The 23,441-nt window shown below is 40.3% G+C and carries 23 protein-coding genes; all 23 read left to right on the top strand.

Annotation, left to right across the window (positions count from 1 at the left end):
- Positions 1-824 (top strand): zinc-binding dehydrogenase (locus M998_RS06770; protein WP_156510936.1); only part of this gene is annotated, 824 nt, incomplete at its 5' end.
- 49 nt (positions 825-873) lie between these two features.
- Positions 874-1,299 (top strand): L-fucose mutarotase, encoded by a 426-nt coding sequence (gene fucU / locus M998_RS06765; RefSeq protein WP_068908157.1) that lies wholly within the window; start codon positions 874-876, stop codon positions 1,297-1,299.
- A 28-nt stretch (positions 1,300-1,327) separates the two neighbouring features.
- Entirely contained in the window at positions 1,328-2,854 is a 1,527-nt protein-coding gene (locus M998_RS06760) for a sugar ABC transporter ATP-binding protein (RefSeq protein WP_068908156.1), read from the top strand.
- Positions 2,855-3,856: an ABC transporter permease gene (locus M998_RS06755; protein WP_068908155.1), complete on the top strand. Its 1,002-nt coding sequence runs from the start codon at positions 2,855-2,857 to the stop codon at positions 3,854-3,856.
- A gap of 66 nt (positions 3,857-3,922) precedes the next feature.
- On the top strand, positions 3,923-4,879 hold the full coding sequence (locus M998_RS06750) for an ABC transporter substrate-binding protein (protein WP_068908153.1): 957 nt from the start codon (positions 3,923-3,925) through the stop codon (positions 4,877-4,879).
- A 33-nt stretch (positions 4,880-4,912) separates the two neighbouring features.
- Positions 4,913-5,935 carry an aldo/keto reductase gene (locus M998_RS06745; RefSeq protein ID WP_082913003.1) on the top strand — a complete coding sequence of 341 codons (1,023 nt, stop codon included), beginning with the start codon at positions 4,913-4,915 and terminating at the stop codon, positions 5,933-5,935.
- A gap of 60 nt (positions 5,936-5,995) precedes the next feature.
- Positions 5,996-7,504 carry a xylulokinase gene (gene xylB, locus M998_RS06740; RefSeq protein WP_068908152.1) on the top strand — a complete coding sequence of 503 codons (1,509 nt, stop codon included), beginning with the start codon at positions 5,996-5,998 and terminating at the stop codon, positions 7,502-7,504.
- Positions 7,505-7,715: 211 nt separating this feature from the next.
- Entirely contained in the window at positions 7,716-8,486 is a 771-nt protein-coding gene (locus M998_RS06735; protein WP_068908151.1) for a DeoR/GlpR family DNA-binding transcription regulator, read from the top strand.
- An 876-nt stretch (positions 8,487-9,362) separates the two neighbouring features.
- A complete protein-coding gene (gene hybO / locus M998_RS06725) occupies positions 9,363-10,481 on the top strand; it encodes a hydrogenase 2 small subunit (protein WP_068908148.1) in 1,119 nt (372 codons plus the stop codon).
- Between the two features lie 2 nt (positions 10,482-10,483).
- Positions 10,484-11,473: a hydrogenase 2 operon protein HybA gene (gene hybA, locus M998_RS06720; protein WP_068908147.1), complete on the top strand. Its 990-nt coding sequence runs from the start codon at positions 10,484-10,486 to the stop codon at positions 11,471-11,473.
- Positions 11,457-12,644, top strand: a complete 1,188-nt coding sequence (hybB, locus tag M998_RS06715; protein WP_068908145.1) for a Ni/Fe-hydrogenase cytochrome b subunit — start codon at positions 11,457-11,459, stop codon at positions 12,642-12,644. Before hybA ends, hybB begins: the two co-directional genes overlap by 17 nt.
- Complete coding sequence (gene hybC, locus M998_RS06710) at positions 12,641-14,344, top strand: hydrogenase 2 large subunit (RefSeq protein ID WP_068440992.1); 1,704 nt, start codon at positions 12,641-12,643, stop codon at positions 14,342-14,344. The genes hybB and hybC overlap by 4 nt, the downstream gene beginning before the upstream one ends.
- Positions 14,344-14,838: a HyaD/HybD family hydrogenase maturation endopeptidase gene (locus M998_RS06705; RefSeq protein ID WP_068440995.1), complete on the top strand. Its 495-nt coding sequence runs from the start codon at positions 14,344-14,346 to the stop codon at positions 14,836-14,838. Before hybC ends, M998_RS06705 begins: the two co-directional genes overlap by 1 nt.
- Entirely contained in the window at positions 14,831-15,316 is a 486-nt protein-coding gene (gene hybE / locus M998_RS06700; RefSeq protein ID WP_068908144.1) for a hydrogenase-2 assembly chaperone, read from the top strand. Before M998_RS06705 ends, hybE begins: the two co-directional genes overlap by 8 nt.
- Entirely contained in the window at positions 15,316-15,657 is a 342-nt protein-coding gene (hypA, locus tag M998_RS06695) for a hydrogenase maturation nickel metallochaperone HypA (RefSeq protein ID WP_068908143.1), read from the top strand. The genes hybE and hypA overlap by 1 nt, the downstream gene beginning before the upstream one ends.
- Before the next feature lie 91 nt (positions 15,658-15,748).
- Positions 15,749-16,840, top strand: coding sequence for a hydrogenase nickel incorporation protein HypB (hypB, locus tag M998_RS06690; protein ID WP_068441006.1), 1,092 nt, complete (start codon positions 15,749-15,751; stop codon positions 16,838-16,840).
- On the top strand, positions 16,831-17,127 hold the full coding sequence (gene hybG / locus M998_RS06685; protein WP_068908142.1) for a hydrogenase maturation factor HybG: 297 nt from the start codon (positions 16,831-16,833) through the stop codon (positions 17,125-17,127). The genes hypB and hybG overlap by 10 nt, the downstream gene beginning before the upstream one ends.
- Entirely contained in the window at positions 17,111-18,223 is a 1,113-nt protein-coding gene (gene hypD, locus M998_RS06680; RefSeq protein WP_068908140.1) for a hydrogenase formation protein HypD, read from the top strand. Before hybG ends, hypD begins: the two co-directional genes overlap by 17 nt.
- The gene (hypE, locus tag M998_RS06675; RefSeq protein WP_074379430.1) at positions 18,224-19,249 is read left to right on the top strand and encodes a hydrogenase expression/formation protein HypE; all 1,026 of its coding nucleotides are present in this window, start codon (positions 18,224-18,226) and stop codon (positions 19,247-19,249) included.
- 49 nt (positions 19,250-19,298) lie between these two features.
- Positions 19,299-20,885, top strand: coding sequence for an ABC transporter substrate-binding protein (locus M998_RS06670; RefSeq protein WP_068908139.1), 1,587 nt, complete (start codon positions 19,299-19,301; stop codon positions 20,883-20,885).
- Entirely contained in the window at positions 20,885-21,853 is a 969-nt protein-coding gene (locus M998_RS06665; protein WP_068908138.1) for an ABC transporter permease, read from the top strand. The genes M998_RS06670 and M998_RS06665 overlap by 1 nt, the downstream gene beginning before the upstream one ends.
- Entirely contained in the window at positions 21,850-22,662 is an 813-nt protein-coding gene (locus tag M998_RS06660) for an ABC transporter permease (protein ID WP_068441024.1), read from the top strand. The genes M998_RS06665 and M998_RS06660 overlap by 4 nt, the downstream gene beginning before the upstream one ends.
- Complete coding sequence (locus tag M998_RS06655) at positions 22,656-23,432, top strand: ATP-binding cassette domain-containing protein (RefSeq protein WP_068908136.1); 777 nt, start codon at positions 22,656-22,658, stop codon at positions 23,430-23,432. The genes M998_RS06660 and M998_RS06655 overlap by 7 nt, the downstream gene beginning before the upstream one ends.
- Positions 23,433-23,441: the final 9 nt, after the last annotated feature.

Genomic DNA, 23,441 nt, shown 5'->3' with positions numbered 1-23,441 from the left:
CGGTTAATATAGGAGATAAGATATGTTGTGTGCCTTTAATTCCTAATTTTGAAACAGAAGAAAGCAAGCGTGGTTATTATTCTTTAGGTAAAGGGTATTCCTTTATCGGATCGCGCCAGCCAGGTGGTAATGCAGAGTATGTTGTTATGCCGGAAAGTAGTTGTTTTATATTACCAGATGATATTACTGAAATTGAAGGTGCATTTTTTGAGCCCGTCACTGTTGGGATTCATCCGATACTAATGGCTGGCGGTTGTAAGGATAAAAATGTCGTTATTGTAGGAGTAGGCACTATTGGTATGTTAGCAATGCAGAGTGCTAAAGCTTTAGGCGCAAAGACGGTAACCGCAATTGATATTAGTGATGAAAAATTAGCATTAGCTAAAGAGCTTGGCGCTGATTATGTTATAAATAGTTCTAAAGAGAAAGAGAACCAAGAAATTGAATTTTTAGAAATTATTAAATTTGATCAGCTAATTTTAGAAACGGCAGGAGTCCCTCAAACATTTAAATTATCTTTAGAACTTGCAGGTCCTAGAGCACAACTTGCCTTAGTTGGAACATTACATAAGGATTTATTATTAGGTTATAAAGAATATGAACAAATATTACGTAAAGAATTAACAATTATTGGAAGTTGGATGAACTATTCAAAGCCATTTCCTGGGGATGAATGGGAAGTAACAATAAATTTATTTAGAAATAAAAAAATCGTCATTAATCCTCTGATTGAAGAAGTTGTTAATTCAGATAAATATATAAAAAAGGTCATTGGCCTAAATGGTTACCCAGCTAATGGGAAAATCCTTCTGAAATGGGACTGAGGTTATTGCTTTTTAAATTAATTTTATTTTTATAAATATAGGTAATAATATGCTAAAAAAAATAAATCCAATAATATCTCCTGATTTACTATATCAATTATATTGCATGGGACATGGAGATGAAATTATCTTAAGTGATAGCCACTTTCCTGCTCATACGATAAATACAATTGTAATAAGAGCTGATGGTAATAAAATCGAGGATTTACTCGAAGCTATTATCCCATTATTTGAGATGGATAGTTATGTAGATGATTCTGTAGTTATGATGGCTCCATATAAAAATGACCCTTTTCCTCAAGATGTAGTTGATGATTATCGTAGAGTCTTACCGATAGGTCAGGAAATAACATTTATAGAACGCTTTGATTTTTATGAGCGAGCGAAAAAAGCCAGTGCCATTGTAGTCACTTCTTCAGTTCGTAAATATGGAAATATTCTTCTTAAAAAAGGTGTTACACCTTTAGGTAATTGAATATTCGATATTCTCAATGAGGTGTTTTATGCAGCAACCATCAATCGTTAAGATGATGAATATTTCAAAATCTTTTACAGGTGTTCATGCATTAAAAAATGTTAATTTTGAATTACGAAAAGGAGAAGTTCATGCCCTAATGGGTGAAAATGGAGCAGGGAAATCAACACTGATGAAAATACTGACTGGTGTATATACCTCAGATGCAGGGACAATTACATATAACGGTCAAGAGATAAATTTTAAATCTGTTTTAGAAGCACAAAATAGCGGCGTAAGTATGATATTTCAGGAATTAAATTTAGTTCCTCATTTATCCGTTGCTGAAAATATTTTTTTGGCTAGAGAACCATTAAAGAATGGTTTAATCGATTATCCTTGCATGGAAAATAAATCGGTAGAGTTATTAGAAATGTTTGATATTGGAGTGTCTCCAAAAAGTATTGTTAATACATTATCTGTAGCTCAACAACAAATGGTAGAAATTGCGAAAGCATTATCTTTTGATGTGAAAGTTTTAATTATGGATGAACCTACATCTGCATTGACTCGTAAGGAAATAGATAAACTTTTTATTCTTGTAAATAGACTAAAAGAAAGAGGTGTTTGTATAGTTTATATTTCTCACCGCATGGAGGAGCTGCAAAAAATTTGTGATCACATCACAATATTTCGCGATGGTACTTATATTTCTGATCATAAAGTTAAAGATATTACAATGGAAAGTATTATCACAAAAATGGTTGGGCGATCACTAGATAATCATTTTCCTGAACGAAAATCTACAGTCCAAGACTGTATCTTATTATCCATACAAAATGCGACCCGTCATGGAGTCTTTGAACATATTAATTTTGATCTTTTAAAAGGAGAAATTCTTGGAATTACTGGTCTTGTAGGCGCTAAGCGAACTGAGCTTGCCCGTGCAATTTTTGGAGCAGAAAATCTTGATGGGGGGCAAATAATTGCTTTCGATAAAGAAATCACGATAACAAGCCCAAATGATGCCATTAATGCAGGTATTGCTTATCTTTCAGAAGATAGAAAACTTAATGGTTTAGCTATCGATATGTCAGTTAAGAATAATATTATTATGGCAGCTATTGATAAAGTTTGTAACCAGTGGGGGGTTATTTCTTCAATTAATGTTAAAGACTCATGCGAGCAATACATTAAAAAATTACAAATAAAAACACCGGGAATGGATCAAATAGTCAAAAACTTAAGTGGTGGTAACCAGCAAAAAGTGGTTATTGCTAAATGGTTATTTCGTGATGCCAAAATAATGATTTTTGATGAACCAACACGTGGAATTGATGTTGGAGCAAAATATGCAATTTATGAACTTCTTGATGAGCTCGCTAGCCAAGGTATTGGAATTATCATGATTTCATCAGAATTACCCGAAATTCTTGGTATGACTAACCGAGTTGTTGTTATGAAAGAAGGTAAAATGACTGCAGTGTTAGAGACAAAAAAAACGGATCAAGAAGAGATAATGCAATATGCCACAGGGTATAAAGATATGTATAAATTAGAGCATGGGGTCGATTAAATGAATAATAGCAAAAAAGAATTATTACAAAAACTTGCTGCTCTTGGGGGATTAGTCATTCTGATAATCATTTTTTCATTTACAAGTGACAATTTTTTTTCCATAAATAATATTATGACTGTTGGCTTACAAACATCAACGATAGCTTTTATTGGAATGGGAGTAACCTGCGTTATCTTAACTGGTGGCATTGATTTAAGTATTGGTTCAGTTGTTGCTCTTTCTGGTGTTGCTGCGGCAATTGCTGTTAATGCTGGTGTTCCTGTTAGTATTGGAATGGTGATTGGCGTTTTAACAGGGGGTTTATGTGGTTTTGCAAATGGCATTTTAATTGCGGGGTTACGGTTACCTCCTTTTATCGCAACACTTGGTACTATGATGATTATCCGAGGTATTGCTCTTTATATCACCGATGCAGCTCCAGTATCAGGCATGCCTGATTCATTTGGTGATCTAGGAAATGGAGCCCTATTTCGAATAATTAGAGAAGGTGAAAATGGATTTCCAGAAGTTATATTTCCAGGAATACCATACCCTGTTATTTTAATGATAATCGCTGCAATTCTTTTTACTTTTGCATTAACAAAAATGCGTATTGGACGTTATTTATATGCGATAGGTTCTAATGAAGAAGCGGCTCGTTTATCGGGTATAAAAACAAACAAAGTTAAACTATGTGCTTATATTATTAGTGGCACTTTTGCTGGAATATGTGGCGTGATTATTGCTTCACGTCTCGTTACTGCACAGCCTAATGGGGGGATGATGTATGAGCTTGATGCTATCGCTAGTGCAGTTGTTGGTGGTACTTCATTAATGGGAGGCGTTGGAACAATACCTGGAACATTAATAGGTGCATTTATTATTGGGGTATTGCGAAATGGTCTTAATATGAATGGAGTTTCTTTCTTTGTTCAACAAATTATTATAGGTGCAGTAATTCTTTTAGCTGTTGCGTATGACCAATTTCGACAAAGACCAAGTAAAAATGTAAAGAAATAAATTATTAAAAATAGAAATTGTATTACTTTTATCTCAATTAAAACCCTACAAAACTAGGAAGGTAAAATGAAAAAAATAATAGCATGCACAGCATTAAGTCTTTCAATGATATTTACCGTGAATTCAAATGTGGCTTATTCAAAGTCTAATGAAATAGCTGTAATTGCTAAAACAGCAAATTCTAATTTTTGGCAAAATGTTAATAAAGGCTCTATGGCTGCAAGTAATGAGTTAAATGGAAAATATAAAGTAACATTCCAAGGACCTGAAGCTGAAACTCAAGTTGCTGAACAAGTTAATATGGTTGATAATGCGATTAATCGAGGTGTAGCTGGTATTGTTCTTGCCCCTTCAGACCCTGACGCTCTAATTCCAGTAGTAAAAAAAGCGTGGGAAAATGGAATAGCAGTCGTATTAATTGATTCTTCTTTAAATCCTAAAGCTGATAAATATTATCAGTCATTTTTATCTACTGATAATCGTAAAGCTGGCGTGATTGCTGCACAAGAATTAATTAAAGCTAATGGAAAAGTTGGAAAAGTTAGTATTATGTCATTTACGCCAGGTGCGGGTTCTGCAATTGAAAGAGTTGGTGGATTTACCGATACTATAAAAAAAGAATCCCAATTAAAAATTATAGGACCATTTTATTCTCAGGCTGATATGGCAACAGCATTAAATCAGACCATAGATGTATTGTCGTCGAATAAAGACATTACTGCTTTATTTGGCGCTAATGAGCCAACTGCAGTAGGTATGGCAAGAGCGATTAAACAGATGGGCTATGATGGTAAAGTGGTTGCTGTCGGATTTGATGGCAATGATGCATTACAAGAGTTTGTACGTAATGGAACCTTAAATGGAATTGTAGTCCAATCTTCATATCAAATGGGTTTGCAAGGTGTTAAAACCGTTGATGAAATACTTAATAAAGTAAACGTAGATAAATATATCGATACTGGTGTCGTTTATATTGATAAATATAACATTGATTCACCTGAATCCCAAGCTGTGCTCTATTAATCAAGAGTATATTAATTTATTAGGACATCAGATATGAATATAAAAAATAGTATTATCAGGATGGTTCCTCAGGATCTTATTCCATATAAAGTTCTTGCTAATGGAGAGAAAATTCCAGTGATTGGTATGGGAACTTTTGGTTCAGATAGATATACAGCTGATGAAGTTTCCCAAGCAGTAAAATATGCAGCCGATGCTGGATTTCGTTTCTTTGATTGTGCATCGGTATATGGAAATGAACATCTTATTGGTGATGTTTTTACCGATATTATGAAGGGAGGCATCCATCGAGATGAATTATTTATTGATTCTAAGGTTTGGAATGATCAGCACGATAATGTTATTGCATCATGTAAACAAACGTTAAAAGATCTACAACTTGATTACCTCGATCTTTATTTTGTTCATTGGCCTTTTTCTAATTATCATGCACCGGGCTGTAATGTAGATTCTCGAAGCCCAAATGCGAGACCTTATTCTCATGAAAAATTTATGCATACATGGGAGCAAATGGAGCTACTTGTTAAAGAGGGGTTAGTTAAAAGCCTTGGAACTTCTAACATGACAATCCCAAAATTAGAGCTATTATTGCGTGATGCGAGCGTTAGACCTGTTGCAAATGAAATGGAATGCCATCCTCATTTTCAGCAACAGGCGTTATATGATTATCTTGTTGAAAAAAATATTCAACCTATTGGTTTTTGTCCTATAGGCTCTCCAATGCGTCCAGATAGAGATAAGTCAAAGGGCGATACTTGTGATATAGAAGATCCTACTATTGTTCAAATTGCTCAACGCTTAAATGTTCATCCTGCAATCGTTTGCATTAAATGGGCGGTACAAAGAGGTCAAATTCCAATACCTTTTTCTACTAATAAAGAGCAAATTTATAGCAATCTTAATAGCATCATTAATAATCCATTAACTGAGGATGAAATGTCTAAACTTGCTACTATTGATTGTAATAATAGGCTAATCAAAGGGCATGTTTTTCTTTGGGAAGGCGCGAGTTCATGGGAAGAACTTTGGGATATCGACGGACAGATAGCTAAATAATGATAAGTGCTGTGGGCAGATGTATGCTCACAGTATTATACCTATAGGTAGGAGTACATTATGTTGTATTTAGGTATTGACTGTGGGACTCAAGGAACTAAAGCTATTCTATGGGATACACATAAAAATTGCATTACTTCTACGGCTTATCATTCATATGGTCTTATTAGTTCGCCAAATGGACGTAAAGAGCAAGATCCAGCTTCTTGGTTGCAAGCCATTAAAATTACAGTAAAACAAGTTTTAGATAATCATCTAGTTTCACCAGACCTAGTTGCAGGTATCGGTATTTCAGGGCAGCAGCATGGATTGGTTATACTCGATGAACATAATGATATTCTGTATCCAGCTAAATTATGGTGTGATACCGAAGCTAACCATGATTTACAAAAATTTATTTTTTCATTTAACCAAAAACACACACAAAATATCAATGAAATTATAGGTATTCATATCCCTGTTGCATTTACTATTGCTAAATTAATTTGGATGAAAAACCACAAGCCAGAGATTTTTTCTAAAATTGAAAAGATTTTTCTGCCTCATGAGTATATTAATTTTTGGTTAACGGGAAAGTATTCTGCGGAAAGTGGTGATGCTTCAGGTACTGGTTATTTCGATACTTATAATCGCTGTTGGTCAAAAAAAATAATAGATGAAATCTCACCAAGATTATATGCAAAGCTACCTCCAATAATAACAGCTGAAGAACCATCAGGTTTTCTTTTACCTCATGTGGCAAAGTTATTAGGATTGCCGGTAGGGGTGCCAGTATCTAGTGGTGGTGGTGATAATATGATGGCTGCAATTGGGACAGGGAATGTTTGCCCTGGTATTTTAACCTTAAGCCTAGGGACATCTGGCACACTATTTACCTGTTCTAATCAGCAAATAAATAATAACCAAAATACAAACATTAATAGTTTTTGTTCATCATCAAATAGCTGGCTACCATTGATAAGCACTATGAATATGACGAATGCGGTTAATGCTTTTCGAGATATTTTAAATATACCACTTTTGGATTTTGAAAGATTTCTCAGTAATAGTTCTCCTGGGGCTAATGGCTTAATTTGCTTCCCATGGTTTAATGGGTCTCGTTTTCCTAACGAGCCTAATATGAAAGGGAGCTTACAGGGTATTACGATAGATAATTTTACTAAATCAAATATGTTAAGGTGTGTAGTCGAAGGCGTAACTTATAAAATATGTAAAGGTATTGATGAATTTAAACAGCAAGGACTCGAATTTAATCAAATTAGAGTTATTGGGGGTGGTGCAAAAAGTATTATTTGGTGTCAGATGATTGCGGATATAACTGGTATTGACGTTATCCGACCAAAAATCACTGAGGCTGCAGCTTTAGGGGCTTCATTACAAAGCCATTGGTGTCATGAAAATATTAGGAAACCAGAAAAAAATATTAAACTGAATGATATCCTCCCTCCATTCTTACGTAAAGCTGAAGGTGAGTATTTTAAACCTAATAATAAGATACATGATATTTATATTCCATTATATGAATATTATCACATTGAATTGAATAGGCTCATAAATATTAATAACTGATATTATATATTCATACTAATTTAACTTTTAAGTTTATTTATAGTTAAACTAATTAAATATAGTAGGTATGACTTTCACTTGTACTCAATTTAGATAGGTATTTGTATGATATTAATACAAATATCTATCTTTTTTGTTTGTTATGAGAAAATCGTTTGTCTTTCATATCCTTTCGATTAAAATGTACTTAACTAAATATAGGTCAGTTAAAATGAATACATTTGAAAGAAGAAATGAAATCGTTGATTTAATAAACAAAAATGCGAGTATGCTAGTTACCGAACTTTCAGATATTTTTGGTATTTCAGAAGTAACGATTCGTACCGATTTACGTTTGCTTGAACAGAAAGGCCTTATCACGCGTTTTCATGGTGGTGCTGCGAAAGTTACCAATATTATTAATAAAGATGTTCAAGAAATTGAGTTAGCTGAACGTTATAAGATTGCTAGTGATCCTAAAAAGCGTATTGCCCATGCTGCTATTAAAATGGTAACAGAGGGTATGACTATTATTTTAGATAGTGGGAGTACCACTATGCTTATTGCTGAAGCGTTTGCCAGTATGTCAAACATTACGGTTATAACTAATAACCTTCCCGCTGCTTATGTTATATCAGAAAATAAAGATATAACACTCGTTGTTGTGGGTGGAACGGTACGGCATAAAACTCACTCAATGCATGGAACAATTGCAGAATTGTCTCTTAGAGGGATCAATGCAGATATCATGTTTGTTGGTGCTGATGGTATTGATATGACTAATGGGATTACTACATTTAATGAAGGGTATTCAATCAGCGGTGTTATGGCTGATGCTGCAAATAAAGTAATTGCTGTTTTAGATTCAAGTAAATTTAATCGCCGAGGTTTTAATCAAGTTTTACCACTGAAAAAAATTGATTGTATGATTACGGATAAACACTTGGCTGAGATAGATAAGGCTGCGTTAATGCAAAGTCATATTGATTTAATTCTTGTTTGATTAAAAATAGTTAAATACTTCATAAGTAAGTATAGTGTTTGATGTAAATTCCTATTGTGAGTTTAATCATTTAAATGTAGTACGTTAAAAGCTAAATATAGTGTGATAAGCCACGTTAAGATGGCTTTTTTACCTATTTTATTATCAGGCATTAGTGAGTTTCTTCCTTGCTATTTTTCTTTTAAATGGGTGCTCATATACCTTGGTTGCAAAATTTTTTGATTTTGGTTAATTAAATGTTTCTGAGTGATTAAATCAAATAAAGTATAAAGATAAGTAAGATAAAAGGTTATTTGTTCGAGCTCTATCTTTTACCTAGGTTGAACATATCAATGTTTATATCGTAGCGGCGATAATATGAACAGTATAAATAAATATCACTTATGGATATTAAATTATTTAATTAACAAATAAGAATTTTTATTTTTTGATATTGATTCGCATTTGCTATTTTTATTTAAATTTAAATTATTATTGTCTTTTTTTTAATACACTAAATTTGGTTAATTAATTTATTGATGATTATTGTTTTTAGTTAATTTGTTGATTTTAAATATATTTTATATTTTTATTTCTGTGATGAATAACCCGGTATTGAAGTGTGAATTCTTGATTATTAATAGGGTTGTTTTTTTAATTCAATCGATGCTGAATCGATTTTATTATCAAATATATAAAAAAAATACGGCTATCTTATTTCCTGTTGATAAAGATCAAATGATTAAAATTAAGGAGGAATAGGATCACACCTATTATTCGTACATCAGGCAATGTCAAATAAACACTATACCCAAAGTAACTCGATATGCATGTTGCTAGCTCCCGTGCATATCGAGGTATAAAGGGCATAAGCTACATATAATAGGAAAAAAAGGAATGGCAGGAGACAACTCTATTATTTCTCCTCATGGCGTTAACCGCCGTGATTTTATGAAATTATGTACCGCATTAGCAGCAACAATGGGGTTAAGTAGCAACGCCGCAGCCCAGATGGCTGACGCCGTAAGTGACCCAGGACGTCCTCCCGTTATTTGGATTGGTGCTCAAGAATGTACGGGATGTACAGAATCTTTGCTGTGTTCAACTCACCCAACGTTAGAAAATTTAATTCTTGATACCATTTCCCTTGAATACCACGAAGTATTATCTGCTGCATTTGGTGAGCAGGTAGAAGAGAATAAACACAATGCAATGGAGAAATACAAAGGTAAGTATGTTCTCGTTGTTGATGGTTCTATTCCACTGAAAGATAATGGTATTTATTGCATGGTGGCAGGCAAACCCATTGTTGAGCATATTCGTGCGGCAGCGGAAAATGCGGCGGCGATTATTGCTATTGGTTCTTGTGCTGCATGGGGCGGTGTTGCAGCTGCGGGAGCTAACCCAACGGGAGCCGTAGGTTTAAGTGAAGCCTTAAACGGTAAAACAGTCATTAATATTCCGGGCTGCCCGCCAAATCCACATAATTTCTTAGCCACTGTCGCACACTTAATTACCTTTAATCGCCCACCAAAATTGGACAGTAAAAATCGTCCGCTATTTGCCTATGGCCGTTTGATCCATGAGCATTGCGAGCGTCGTCCACACTTTGACGCGGGTCGTTTTGCCAAAGAGTTTGGTGATGATGGTCACCGTGAAGGCTGGTGTTTATACCACTTAGGATGTAAAGGCCCTGAAACTTATGGTAACTGCTCAACATTGCAGTTTTGCGATGTGGGAGGCGCTTGGCCGGTTGCTATTGGTCATCCATGTTACGGCTGTAACGAAGAAAACGTCGGTTTCCATAAAGCGATTCATCAGTTAGCGGATGTTGAAAACCCAACCCCGCGAGCGGATAAACCAGACGTAAATAATCGTGAAGGTGGTGATATTTCATCAACCGCGGTTGGCTTGATTGGTGGGGTTGTCGGTCTTGTTGCGGGTGTCAGCGTGATGGCTGTGCGTGAATTAGGACGGCAAAAATGCCAGAATGATTCAGACTCACGGGGAGAATAACCGTGAATAGACGAAACTTCCTTAAGCTCTCGGCAGGGGGAGCATTGCTGGCGAGTACCACTTCGCCCAGTTTAGCGGCGGCAGAAAATAGACCGCCGATCCCGAATTCCCTTGGCATGCTTTATGACTCCACCTTGTGTGTTGGCTGTCAGGCCTGCGTGACTAAGTGCCAAGAAATTAACAGCACTGAACTTAATCCCGCAGGGGAAAAGACGTGGTCTAACAATGACAAATTAACGCCATACACCAATAACATTATTCAGGTTTGGAGCAGTGGCACAGGGGTAAATAAAGATCAGGAAAAAGATGGTTATGCCTACATTAAAAAACAATGTATGCATTGTGTTGACCCAAACTGTGTGTCTGTTTGCCCTGTTTCAGCGCTGAAAAAAGACCCTAAAACTGGCATCGTTCACTATGACGCCAGCATCTGTACGGGTTGCCGTTACTGCATGGTGGGTTGCCCATTCAATATTCCTAAATATGCTTATGACGACAAATTTGGTGCGATACATAAATGCGAATTGTGTAACCAAAAAGGGGTTGAACGTTTAGATAAAGGCGGCCTACCGGGGTGTGTTGAAGTTTGTCCGACAGGGGCTGTCATTTTTGGTACTCGCGAAGAATTATTAGCCGAAGCAAAAAAACGCCTCACATTCAAAGTGGGTGATGAGTACGGCTTCCCAAGACAAACCTTACATAGCAATGACCCTAACGTCATGAAAGTCCCTAAATATGAAATGCATGTTTATGGTGAGCTTGAAGCAGGCGGCACGCAAGTGATGGTTCTATCTGGTGTTCCATATCAACATCTAGGCTTACCTGAACTCGAACAATTATCGACAGGCGCGCGTTCTGAGTATGTTCAGCATACCTTATACAAAGGGATGGTTTTGCCATTGGCAGCCCTCGCGGGTTTGAGTTTCTTGGTATATCGCAATACCAAGAAAGACGGTAAGAAAGGAGATGACAATCATGACGACGCATCATAAAGAACAGCCCCTTGGCGGGCGTTTGGTCAGTTGGCCCGTGATTGTCTTTGGTCCATTTATTCTACTATGCGCTTTTTTCATTATTAAGCGTCTTGTTTTTGGATTGGGCTCTGTTTCTGATTTAAACGGCGGTTATCCTTGGGGAATATGGATTGCTTTTGACTTGCTGATCGGTACAGGGTTTGCCTGTGGTGGTTGGGCATTGGCTTGGGCGGTTTATGTGTGCAACCGAGGGGAATACCACCCGTTAGTGCGTCCTGCATTGCTGGCAAGTTTATTTGGTTATTCCCTTGGTGGGTTATCCATTGCAATCGACGTAGGTCGTTATTGGAACTTACCGTATTTTTATATTCCTGGTTTCTTTAATACCAACTCGGTGCTGTTTGAAACCGCGGTCTGTATGACGATTTATATCGGCATTATGGCATTGGAATTTGCCCCTGCAATATGCGAACGATTTGGCTGGAAAGTCTCATTAAAACGCTTAAACAAGGTGATGTTTATTATCATTGCGTTTGGCGCATTGCTGCCAATGATGCACCAATCATCGATGGGTTCACTGATGATTGCTGCGGGTTATAAGGTACATCCAATTTGGCAAAGCTATGAAATGCTACCGTTATTGTCATTATTAACCGCTTTTATTATGGGATTTTCGATTCTTATTTTTGAAGGTTCTTTATTGCAGGCGGCGTTGAAAGGGCAAAGTGCGGATGAGAGACCATTGTTTATTCGGTTAACCAAAATTCTCCAAGTCTTTTTAGTCCTGTTCTTAATCTGTCGTTTCGGCGAGCTTATCTACCGCGGCAAGATACATTACATCATGGCATTTGATTTTTATTCGATGATGTTTTGGATTGAAATCGCCTTGTTGGTTTTCCCGTTGATTATTTTCCGTATCCCATCATTACGTAATGATTCGAGATGGTTATACATCAGTGGCCTAAGCATGTTGATTGGCGCAGCGACGTGGCGGATGAGTTACTCTCTGGTGGCGTTCAATCCCGGCGGCGGTTACGATTATTTCCCAACAGCGGAAGAGCTATTAATTTCAATTGGTTTCGTGGCTATCGAGGTATGTGCTTACATCTTGTTGATACGCTTGTTACCGATTATTCCAGCATTGAAAAAATCTAATTTGAATCATTCTCAGGCCCGAGGTAAAGCATGAGCCAACGTATAACAATTGATCCGGTCACTCGTATTGAAGGCCATTTGCGCATTGATTGCGAAATTGAAGATGGAAAAGTCACTAAAGCGTGGGCTTCAGGAACCATGTGGCGCGGTATGGAAGAAATCGTAAAAGGTAAAGATGCCCGTGATGCATGGATGATCATGCAACGTATTTGTGGTGTCTGTACCACAGTACATGGCATCGTTTCGGTTCGTACGATTGAAAGTGCACTGAATATTGATGTGCCAGTAAATGCACAGTACATCCGTAATATGATTTTGGCAGCGCATACTATTCAAGACCACATTGTCCATTTTTATCAATTATCGGCGCTAGATTGGGTTGATATCACCTCAGCATTGAATGCGGATCCAAATAAAGCAGCAGAAATCTTAAAAGGTGTCTCTACATGGCCATTGAACAGCCCTGAAGAGTTTACTCGCGTCCAAGACAAGATTAAAAAGCTGGTGGCAAGTGGCCAGTTAGGTATTTTTGCCAATGGTTATTGGGGACACCCAGCGATGAAACTGTCGCCGGAAGTTAACTTAATTGCCGTTGCCCACTATTTGCAAGCACTGGAATGTCAGCGCGATGCTAACCGTATTGTTGCCTTGTTAGGCGGTAAGACTCCACATATCCAAAACTTAGCGGTGGGTGGCGTAGCGAACGCCATTAATCTTGATGGTCTTGGTGTGTTAAATCTTGAACGTTTGATGTATTTGAAATCATTTATCGACCGTTTAGGCGATTTTATCGAGCAAGTTTATAAAATTGATGCTGCCGTTATTGCTGCGGGTTATCCAGAATGGCTCGAAGTTGGGCAAGGTGCAAAACATTATATGTGTATGCCTGAATTACCGATGGACGGTAAAAATGGCAGCTTCTTGTTACCAGGTGGTTATTTGGAAAATAGCGATTTTAGTACTTATCGCCCAATTACCACGCATACAGATGAATACTTAATTAACGGTATCAAGGAAAGCAGCAAACACGCTTGGTATAAAGAGAACGAGCCGCAAGCGCCTTGGGAAGGCACCACTAACCCTGATTACACGGGTTGGGATGATGATGGTAAATATTCATGGGTGAAAGCGCCAACCTTCTACGATAAAACCGTTGAAGTGGGGCCTTTGGCTGATTTGCTGTGCAAACTAGCCGCGAAACATGAACCCACTGAAAAACACTTTAATGATGTTGTGAATCTGTATCAAACCTTGACGGGCAATACCATTACCGTTGATCAGCTTCATTCTACGTTGGGTCGTATTATTGGTCGTAGCGTACGTTGTTGTGTATTAAATGAAACCTTATCGATTCAATGGCAGGCCTTAGTCGACAATATTGGTCGAGGTGATTTCACCACTTTCGTTAAGCCCGTATTCCCTGAAAACACCGTGATTAAAGGGGTTGGCTTTGGGGAAGTTCCTCGTGGCTTGTTGTCACACTGGGTGGTTATCAAAGACGGCAAGATTGAAAATTACCAAGCGGTGGTGCCTTCAACATGGAACTCCGGTCCACGTAACTTTAATGATGAACCCGGTCCTTACGAGCAAGCACTTGTTGGCACGCCAGTCGCTGACCCATCAAAACCGCTTGAAGTGGTGCGGACAATTCACTCATTTGACCCTTGTATGTCTTGTGCGGTGCATATTGTGGATACCGAGGGTTCTGAAGTCACTAAGGTTAAGGTGCTCTAATGCGTATTTTAGTTTTAGGTGTGGGCAATATTTTGCTCAGTGATGAAGGGATTGGCGTTCGCATCGTTGAAGCGCTAGAAGAACGTTACCATTTACCTGAATGTGTTGAGGTGTTAGATGGTGGCACTGCAGGTATGGAATTGATGGGCGCGATGGCAGATCGCGACCATTTGATCATCGCGGATGTGGTGCTCTCTAGCCAGAAACCCGGCAATATTTTAGTGCTGCGTGATGATGAGGTACCGGCACTGTTTACGCGTAAAATTTCCCCGCATCAATTGGGGTTATCTGATGTGCTATCTGCTTTACATCTCACCGATGAATTTCCCCAACGTTTAACGCTGGTGGGCATTGTGCCTGAATCATTAGAACCTCGAATTGGCTTAACAGCGGTGGGAAAAGCCGCTTTCGAACCTGCATTGCAAACAATAATTGAAATACTGCGCAGTGAAGGCTTAGAGATTGTTGAGAAAGAAGAGAGTTTGCATGTCTGATGAAATCAAAGGTTATGCTCAAGACCCGTGGTCGCTCGTTCAAGCTGCGTTTGAGCGGGTTTCTGAGCAGTCGATGCACGACCTTTCGTTCCTTCATCCTTCAATGCAAGTTTACGCAAGTGAATTTGCCTTGTTTGAAAATCAATGGGTCGGTGCTGTTATCACTCCATGGATGCTTACTGCGATGATTTTACCGGGACCTGAGCAATATTGGCCTCGTCGTACGGTTGGGGAAAAATTAGGTTTGATCCTGCCGTATGGGGAGATGACCTATACGGTGGGTGAATTAGAAGGATTAACACAATATCTTGCTTGTTCATTAATGTCCCCGTTGGATAGAAAATTGAGGGCAGAGCAAGGGCAACATCTTGCAGATGACTGCCGTCGTATTTTGCTGTCATTGCCGGTTACGGATCCTAATGTGCCTCAGGCACCCGAACGCAGAGCCTTATTCACGCGTTATCGAGGAGAGTTGTAATGCATGAGGTTTCTTTGTGCCAAAGCACACTGGAAATTATCGAGCAGCAGGCTAAGCAACACAATGTGAATAAAGTGACAGGCATTTGGTTAGAAGTTGGGGCGCTTTCGTGTATTGAGGAAAGCGCTTTTCGTTTTAGCTTCGAAGTCGCTTGTCGCGGCACGGTCGCGGAGGGCAGCCAGTTGCATATTGTGCATTGTCCTGCGCGGGCTTGGTGTTGGGATTGCAGTGAAAGTGTTGAAGTGGGCGCTCATGACGCAGTTTGCCCAAAATGCCAAGGATTTAACCTAAAAGTTGAAGGTGGCGACAGTTTGAAAATCAAAGAATTGGAAGTGGAATAGATTTCTTGTGTGGACTTTGAGGCTAATCAATTCATTTTTTTGATTTTGGACTAATCTAGTTTATAGAATCTACGTAGTTGGGAGAGACCATATGTGTAGTACTTGTGGATGTGCGGCGGGTGAACGCCGAATTGAAGGTGATGAACACGGTCATCATGACCATCACGATCATCATCACCCGCATGATCATGACCATAGTCATGAAAGCCATCATCATCATGATCATGAAAGTCACGACCACGATCATCACCATCATGGGCATGACCACAGCCATGAGCAGGGTCATACTGATGAAAGCAAAGGCCAAACGGTCATTGTCCATCATCATTACTACCATCAAGGTGATGTAAATCACTATTATTACCAGCCTGAAGCCCCCGCAAAAAATGAAAAAATAAAAAAGCAAAAACATAAGCATAAACATAAGCATGTTTATGCAGTGGCTGAAAATAGCTTTAAACCTGAAGGTGAACACCATGACCTTGATTATGGTCATGGGGAAGCGGGAACTCATGCACCGGGTCTTAGCCAAAAGCGTATGCTACAAATTGAAATGGATGTGTTAGGTAAAAATAACCATCTGGCAGCACATAATCGTGAAGCATTTGCGGAAAAAAATATTCTTGCGTTAAATTTGGTCTCGAGTCCCGGTTCAGGAAAAACGACGTTATTAACTGAAACGTTATTGCGTTTACGCGATAAAATTAAATGTGCAGTTGTCGAAGGCGATCAACAAACCACCAACGACGCCCAGCGTATCCGTGAAACGGGTGTACCAGCGATTCAAGTTAACACCGGCAAAGGTTGCCACCTAGATGCGCAAATGGTGCAAGATGCGATGGCGCGTTTAGCGTTAGAAAACGATAGCCTCTTGTTTATTGAAAATGTCGGCAATTTAGTGTGTCCTGCCAGTTTTGATCTTGGTGAACGCCATAAAGTGGCAGTTTTATCAGTCACTGAAGGGGAGGATAAACCCCTGAAATACCCACATATGTTTGCCGCAGCAGACATCATGTTGTTGAATAAAATTGATTTGTTGCCTTACCTACATTTTGATGTAGAAGCCTGCATTGCCAATGCAAAACGTGTCAATCCAAACATTCAAGTGATCCAAGTTTCTGCCACTAATGGGGAAGGTATGGACGCTTGGCTTGCTTGGTTGGAGACTCAGTTATGTGCTTAGGCATTCCCGGTAAAATTGTTGCCGTGGGCGAAGATATTCATCAATTAGCACAAGTTGACGTCTGTGGCGTAAAACGTGACGTCAATATTGGGTTAATTTGTGAAGGTGACACAGCCGATTTATTAGGCCAATGGGTATTGGTACACGTCGGTTTTGCCATGAGTATTATCAATGAAGAAGAAGCCCAGTCGACACTTGATGCGTTAATGGCGATGAGCCAATTAGATCATGAAGTCGGCGATTTTAGTGGTTTGAATTCAGGAGTAGCAGATGCAGTACGTCGATGAGTTCCGAGACCCTGCTTTAGCGAAAGTATTACTGAACCACATTCGACAACGAGTCTCCGAAATACCAAGGGCAAAACAGCGCCCACTACAGCTAATGGAAGTTTGTGGGGGACATACCCACGCAATATTTAAGTTTGGTATCGACCAGCTTTTACCCCCTGAAATTGAATTTGTGCATGGACCGGGTTGCCCGGTCTGTGTTCTTCCGATGGGGCGAATTGATGGCTGCATTGAAATCGCCGAACGACCTGAAGTGATTTTTTGCACTTATGGTGATGCGATGCGAGTGCCCGGCAAAAATGGCTCATTATTAGATGCCAAACGCCGTGGTGCGGATATTCGCATTGTGTATTCCCCATTAGATGCGTTGACCCTTGCTGAACAAAACCCAGAGCGTCAGGTTGTTTTTTTTGGTTTGGGTTTTGAAACGACCATGCCGAGTACCGCATTAACCCTGCAGCAAGCGCGTCGCCGCCATCTTGATAATTTCACCGTCTTTTGCCAGCACATCACCATTATTCCTACGTTACGTAGTTTATTAGAGCAGCCTGATGTTCGTATTGATGGTTTCTTAGCACCTGGTCATGTCAGCATGGTGATTGGTTCCCATCCTTATCAATTTATTACCGATGATTTTCACAAACCATTGGTCGTGACCGGGTTTGAGCCCCTCGATATTTTGCAATCATTGGCAAGGCTGGTGGATCAAATTGCGGATGGTCGATGCGAAGTAGAAAACCAATATAAACGGGTTGTTACCGAAGAAGGTAATTTATTGGCATTGCAAGCCTTAGCCGATGTATTTGAACTGAAAGAAACTAGCGAATGGCGAGGGTTGGGTGAAATTGCGGGCTCAGGAGTTCAATTAACCGATGCCTATAAATCGTTTGATGCAGAATTGCGCTTTGATGTACAGCCGCATCAGGTGGCAGATGATCCTCAAGCTCGCTGTGGTGACGTTTTAACAGGGCGTTGCAAACCGAATGAGTGTCCTCTCTTTGGCCAGCGCTGCACGCCACAAACCGCATTTGGGGCTTTGATGGTTTCATCGGAAGGGGCATGTGCAGCCTATTATCAATATCGTCGTGAGGCATAAATGAGCATAAATGCGAACGAAGTTGTCACCATGGCGCATGGTAGTGGTGGCCTAGCAATGCAGCAGCTAATCGAACAATTGTTTTTACAGGCTTTTGCTAACCGCGCTTTGAATGAGCGAGAAGACCAAGCACGCTTACCATTGGCAGAATTGATCGCGCTTGGCGATAGACTGGCTTTTAGTACGGATAGCTATGTGATTGATCCCATTTTTTTCCCCGGTGGAAATATTGGCAAGCTGGCAGTTTGCGGCACAGTCAACGATGTTGCAGTTAGTGGTGCAGTACCGAAATATCTCTCTTGCGGGTTTATATTAGAAGAAGGTTTTCCTTTAGCGGAATTACGCACAATTGTCGAATCAATGGCAGCAACGGCCGCCGCCGCTGGGGTTGAGATTGTCACGGGTGATACCAAAGTGGTGCAACGTGGTGCGGCGGATAAAGTATTTATCAATACCGCGGGTATTGGGGTGATCCCGACCGATATCCAATGGGGGACTCAGCAAATCCAGCCAGAAGATAAAGTCATTGTCAGCGGTACGTTAGGCGATCACGGTGCGACAATTCTAAATCTTCGTGAACAACTTGGACTGGAAGCGGAACTGAGTAGTGATTGCGCGGTATTAACGCCATTAATTGCACCACTACGTGAAATTGACGGAGTTCGTGCATTACGTGATGCAACGCGTGGCGGTGTAACGGCGATTTTACATGAATTCGCTGACGCGAGTGGTTGTGGCATTGCCATCAATGAAGCTGACTTGCCCGTGGCCTCTGCGGTACGCGGTGTCTGTGAATTATTGGGCTTAGAGCCGCTCAACTTCGCCAATGAAGGTAAATTGGTGATTGTGGTCAAACCTGAGGCAGAAGAAGCCGTTTTAGCGGCATTACATCAGCACCCATTAGGGGTAAATGCAAAAACCATCGGCAGTGTCACTGCCAATAAACAAGTCAGATTGGTGGGGATTTTTGGCGCTTCTCGATTACTGGATTTACCACACAGTGAGCCACTTCCACGAATTTGTTAATTTTTGTTCGTTTCGAAAATAAAAACAAAGATAAATAAAAGAGGGATGCATGTTAAAAAAAATCGTCATTGCCATGCAGGCAGCTTGCCTGCTGGGGTTATCGGTACACGCACAAGCAGCAGAACCACAAAATAATCAAACCTTGCGCTTAGCGATTGGGGCAGAACCTACCGAAGGTTTTGACCCAATGCTTGGCTGGAGTCATGGGAGTTATTTACTGCTTCATAGCCCGTTATTAAAACAAAATACCGACCTGTCTTGGCATAGCTATATGCTTGAAAGCTACAAGCACAATGATGATGGCAAAGAATGGACATTAACGCTCAAAAAAGAACTTAAGTTTTCTGATGGCTCCCCGCTAAGCGCTAAAGATGTCGTCTTTACCTATAACAATGCCGCAGCCAGTGGCGGTAAAGTGGATATGGGTAACTTTGCTAAAGCAGAAGTTATTGATCCTCTCACTGTCAAAATTACGCTGTCCTCCCCACAAAGTACGTTTATTAATGTACTGGGTTCTTTAGGGATAGTTTCAGCGGATAAATATGATGCAAAAACCTATGCACATAACCCTATTGGGGCAGGGCCATACCGTTTGGTTGCCTTCCAACCGGGTCAACAGCTGATTGTTGAACAAAACCCTTACTATGCGGGTCCGAAGAACAGTTTCAATAAAATGGTATTTGTGTTCCTTGATGAAGATGCCGCATTTGCGGCGGCACAAAGTGGTCAATTAGACATTGTACGTATACCTGCTGCCGTTGCCACTCATGCAGGGGATGTCAAAAACATGAAACTGACAGAGCGCTATAGTGTTGAAAATCGGGGAATTTCTTTCCCAATTCCACCGGCGGGTGAAAAAGATGCTCAAGGTAACCCTATCGGTAATGATATCACTTCCGATGTGGCTATCCGTAAGGCGATTAACTATGCCCTTGATCGTAAATTATTGGCGGAATCAGTATTAGAAGGCTTTGCTATTCCGGCTTATACGGGCGTTGAAGGCCTACCGTGGAACAACCCACAATCTGCATTTAAAGATGGTGATATTGAAAAAGCCAAAACTATTCTTGAGGATGCAGGTTGGAAACTTAATTCAGCGGGTCTAAGAGAGAAAAATGGGAAAGTGGCTAAGCTGACATTATGGTATGCCAGTGGTGACAGTACACGACGTGATTTAGCGCAAGCTATCCGCGCTAGCCTAAAACCTCTCGGTATTGAAATGGATTTAAAATCAGGTAGCTGGGAAACTGTAGAGCGCAATATGCATGCCAATCCAACCTTATTTGGTTGGGGAAGCCTTGACCCAATGGAGCTAGTGCATAACTACAGCAGTAAGGCGGCAGGTGTCGGTTTTTACAACGCGGGTTACTATAAAAATACCGCCGTTGATCAAATTATTGAACAGGCACTACGTCAACCAGACCAAACGGCGGCAATCCCATTATGGCAACAAGTGGATTGGAATGGCAAAACGGGTACAGGGATCCAAGGGGATGCTGCGTGGGCATGGTTGATGAATGTCCAACATATTTATTTGCAGAACAAGTGTGTTGAGATAGGCACAAGTGCGCCAGAAATTCATGGTTCTTGGTCAGTGCTTAATAATGTTGATCAATGGGCGTGGACTTGCCAGTAATGCGTTCAACCATCGGGCTTTTATTGCGATTTATTTGCTTATTAACGGTCACTGCGGCAGGTATTTTTATTCTATTGAGCTACTCGCCTATCGACCCGATTAAAGCCTATATTGGTAATGATTTAATGCATGTTCCCCCAGAGCAATATCCTTTAATTGCAGCACGCTGGGGGCTTGACCAGCCGCTTTGGGTTCAATTTTGGCGCTGGTTTTCTCAAATGTTGCAGGGGGACATGGGCTATTCCATGTTGTACAACACCCCAGTGATGCAAGTTATTTCTGATAGACTCATTCCTTCATTGGCTTTATTAGCGTCTGCTTGGGTATTTTCCGGTGTGGTTGGTTTTGCATTGGGATTGATAGCGGGACGCTATTTGAATCGCTGGCCAGATAAAATCATATCAACGTTCTGCTATTTATTGGCATCTATCCCTGTGTTTTGGATAGGCTTGTTACTTCTGTCCTTGTTCGCCGTTTCGTTACAGTGGGCGCCTATTTGCTGTGCGTGGCCTATTGGATTAGATGAACAAACAGCAACACTTTCGCAAAAATTGCAGCACCTTGTTTTACCTGTAATTGCCTTGGGCATGTTGGGGGTTGGCAACATTGCGTTGCATACGCGAACGAAAGTGGGTGAGGTAATGAATAGCGAGTTTATCCACTACGCACAAGCGCAGGGGGATGAAGGCTGGCCAATGATGCGTTTTCATGTTTTAAAACATGCTATTACGCCAGCAATTTGTTTACAATTTGCCTCGGTGGGGGAATTACTCAGTGGGGCACTTTTGGCAGAAAAAGTATTTGCTTACCCAGGGCTAGGACAAGCGACCATCGATGCAGGCCTGCGGGGTGATATTCCACTCTTAATGGGCATCGTTATGTTATGCGCCACACTGATATTTTTCAGTAATACCATTGCGGATATCTTGCTGAGAAAAGTGAATAAGGGAGTGATTAGAACATCATGACCTATAACCCAAATCGAGCCTTATTCAAATTAATCATTTCACTTTTCTGCCTTATTGCATTAGCGGTTTACGCCTTTTGGCTTTCATCCGTCGATATTGATATGAATTTACTCGATCGCCGCCAAGCACCAACTTTTACCCATTTATTTGGCACTGATAACTTAGGTCGTGACCTTTTTGAACGCACCTTTCAAGGCCTCGCGACAAGCTTACAAATTGGCTTAACCGCCGCAATATCCAGTGGTTTTATTGCGTTAGTAATGGCGGGTTTATCATCGTTCAGTAAAACGATGGATTATCTCGTTCGTGGCGTGATCGATGCCTTGTTAGCATTACCGCACTTATTATTGTTGGTATTGATTTGTTTTACTCTAGGAGGGGGGAAGTTTGGTGTCATATGGGCAGTGGCGCTAACTCACTGGCCTAAGCTAACCTTAATCTTACGCGCTGAATTATTAAGTGTGCAGCAAGCAGATTACATCATGCTATCTCACCGTATTGGAAACAGTGCTTTTTACCGTATACGGCACCATTACCTTCCCACGATTTTACCTCAATGGATGGTGGGGACATTATTAATGTTTCCCCATGCGGTGCTGCATAGTGCGGCCTTGAGTTTCTTAGGTTTTGGTTTATCCCCTCACGAACCCTCATTGGGTATTTTATTATCTGATGCGTTACGTTATTTAAGTACCGGGGCATGGTGGATGGTGGTTTTCCCCGGTTTGGCATTGATGGGACTGGTGCTGCTATTTGATCAATTTGCTAAGGCGATTCAACAATTGTGGTTAAGGGGGGGATCATGCTGAAATTTGATAATTTAACCATTGATGTGGCGCAGTTTCGCTGGTTAGGTAAAAAAAGTTGGTCTCCTTTACTGCAAGATATTTCGTTGGATATTCAACCTGGTGAAATGGTGGCGTTAGTTGGCGGAAGTGGTGAAGGAAAAAGCCTTTTGCTACAAAGCGTTCTCGGTCTATTACCGAATAATATGCGTTGCCATGGGGATATCGTTTTAAACGGTCAAGCATTAACAGAAAAAACCAAGCCACAGCATCGTGGTAACGCTTTGTGTTATATTCCCCAAGCAGTGAGTGCATTGAATCCATTGATTCAAATAGGCCCTCAACTTGAACGCGCGGCAATCTTAAGTGGGCAACATATCAAAATGCACGATATTGCACTGCACCTTCAACAATATAATTTGCAAGCGGAATTGGTGAAGAGTTATCCAAGCCAATTATCTGGTGGTATGGCGAAGCGTGTGTTGGCAAGCAGTGCCACTTTGTCTCACGCAGAATATATCTTAGCGGATGAAATATCCTCTTGGTTAGATGATGAGCATGCGGTTCAACTTTTGGAAAACATGAAATCCTTGTGCCGTAATGGCCGAGGTATTTTATGGGTGACCCACGATTTAGCAATGGCGGTTCGCTTTGCCGACCGAGTCGCTTTACTGCGTAATGGGATGTTAGAAGAAGTATTGAGCAGCCAGAAACTAAAGCAAGGTGGTGGCGGTAAGTGGTTACAATCATTATGGAATGCTTTACCTGAGCATCAGTTTATGGCAATGCGCTAATGGAAACTG

The organism is Providencia heimbachae ATCC 35613, assembly GCF_001655055.1.
Lineage (GTDB): Bacteria > Pseudomonadota > Gammaproteobacteria > Enterobacterales > Enterobacteriaceae > Providencia > Providencia heimbachae.
This window is presented reverse-complemented; position numbering and strand designations above follow the sequence as displayed.

Bases quoted from the DNA above. Each gene is read 5' to 3' on its own strand.
- xylB (WP_068908152.1), top strand. From the start codon at position 5,996: ATGTTGTATTTAGGTATTGACTGTGGGACTCAAGGAACTAAAGCTATT.
- hybC (WP_068440992.1), top strand. From the start codon at position 12,641: ATGAGCCAACGTATAACAATTGATCCGGTCACTCGTATTGAAGGCCAT.
- M998_RS06745 (WP_082913003.1), top strand. From the start codon at position 4,913: ATGAATATAAAAAATAGTATTATCAGGATGGTTCCTCAGGATCTTATT.
- M998_RS06755 (WP_068908155.1), top strand. From the start codon at position 2,855: ATGAATAATAGCAAAAAAGAATTATTACAAAAACTTGCTGCTCTTGGG.
- M998_RS06750 (WP_068908153.1), top strand. From the start codon at position 3,923: ATGAAAAAAATAATAGCATGCACAGCATTAAGTCTTTCAATGATATTT.
- M998_RS06760 (WP_068908156.1), top strand. From the start codon at position 1,328: ATGCAGCAACCATCAATCGTTAAGATGATGAATATTTCAAAATCTTTT.
- hybO (WP_068908148.1), top strand. From the start codon at position 9,363: ATGGCAGGAGACAACTCTATTATTTCTCCTCATGGCGTTAACCGCCGT.
- hypE (WP_074379430.1), top strand. From the start codon at position 18,224: ATGAGCATAAATGCGAACGAAGTTGTCACCATGGCGCATGGTAGTGGT.
- hypB (WP_068441006.1), top strand. From the start codon at position 15,749: ATGTGTAGTACTTGTGGATGTGCGGCGGGTGAACGCCGAATTGAAGGT.
- hypA (WP_068908143.1), top strand. From the start codon at position 15,316: ATGCATGAGGTTTCTTTGTGCCAAAGCACACTGGAAATTATCGAGCAG.
- hybB (WP_068908145.1), top strand. From the start codon at position 11,457: ATGACGACGCATCATAAAGAACAGCCCCTTGGCGGGCGTTTGGTCAGT.
- M998_RS06705 (WP_068440995.1), top strand. From the start codon at position 14,344: ATGCGTATTTTAGTTTTAGGTGTGGGCAATATTTTGCTCAGTGATGAA.
- M998_RS06655 (WP_068908136.1), top strand. From the start codon at position 22,656: ATGCTGAAATTTGATAATTTAACCATTGATGTGGCGCAGTTTCGCTGG.
- hybG (WP_068908142.1), top strand. From the start codon at position 16,831: ATGTGCTTAGGCATTCCCGGTAAAATTGTTGCCGTGGGCGAAGATATT.
- hypD (WP_068908140.1), top strand. From the start codon at position 17,111: ATGCAGTACGTCGATGAGTTCCGAGACCCTGCTTTAGCGAAAGTATTA.
- M998_RS06660 (WP_068441024.1), top strand. From the start codon at position 21,850: ATGACCTATAACCCAAATCGAGCCTTATTCAAATTAATCATTTCACTT.
- hybE (WP_068908144.1), top strand. From the start codon at position 14,831: ATGTCTGATGAAATCAAAGGTTATGCTCAAGACCCGTGGTCGCTCGTT.
- M998_RS06665 (WP_068908138.1), top strand. From the start codon at position 20,885: ATGCGTTCAACCATCGGGCTTTTATTGCGATTTATTTGCTTATTAACG.
- fucU (WP_068908157.1), top strand. From the start codon at position 874: ATGCTAAAAAAAATAAATCCAATAATATCTCCTGATTTACTATATCAA.
- M998_RS06670 (WP_068908139.1), top strand. From the start codon at position 19,299: ATGTTAAAAAAAATCGTCATTGCCATGCAGGCAGCTTGCCTGCTGGGG.
- M998_RS06735 (WP_068908151.1), top strand. From the start codon at position 7,716: ATGAATACATTTGAAAGAAGAAATGAAATCGTTGATTTAATAAACAAA.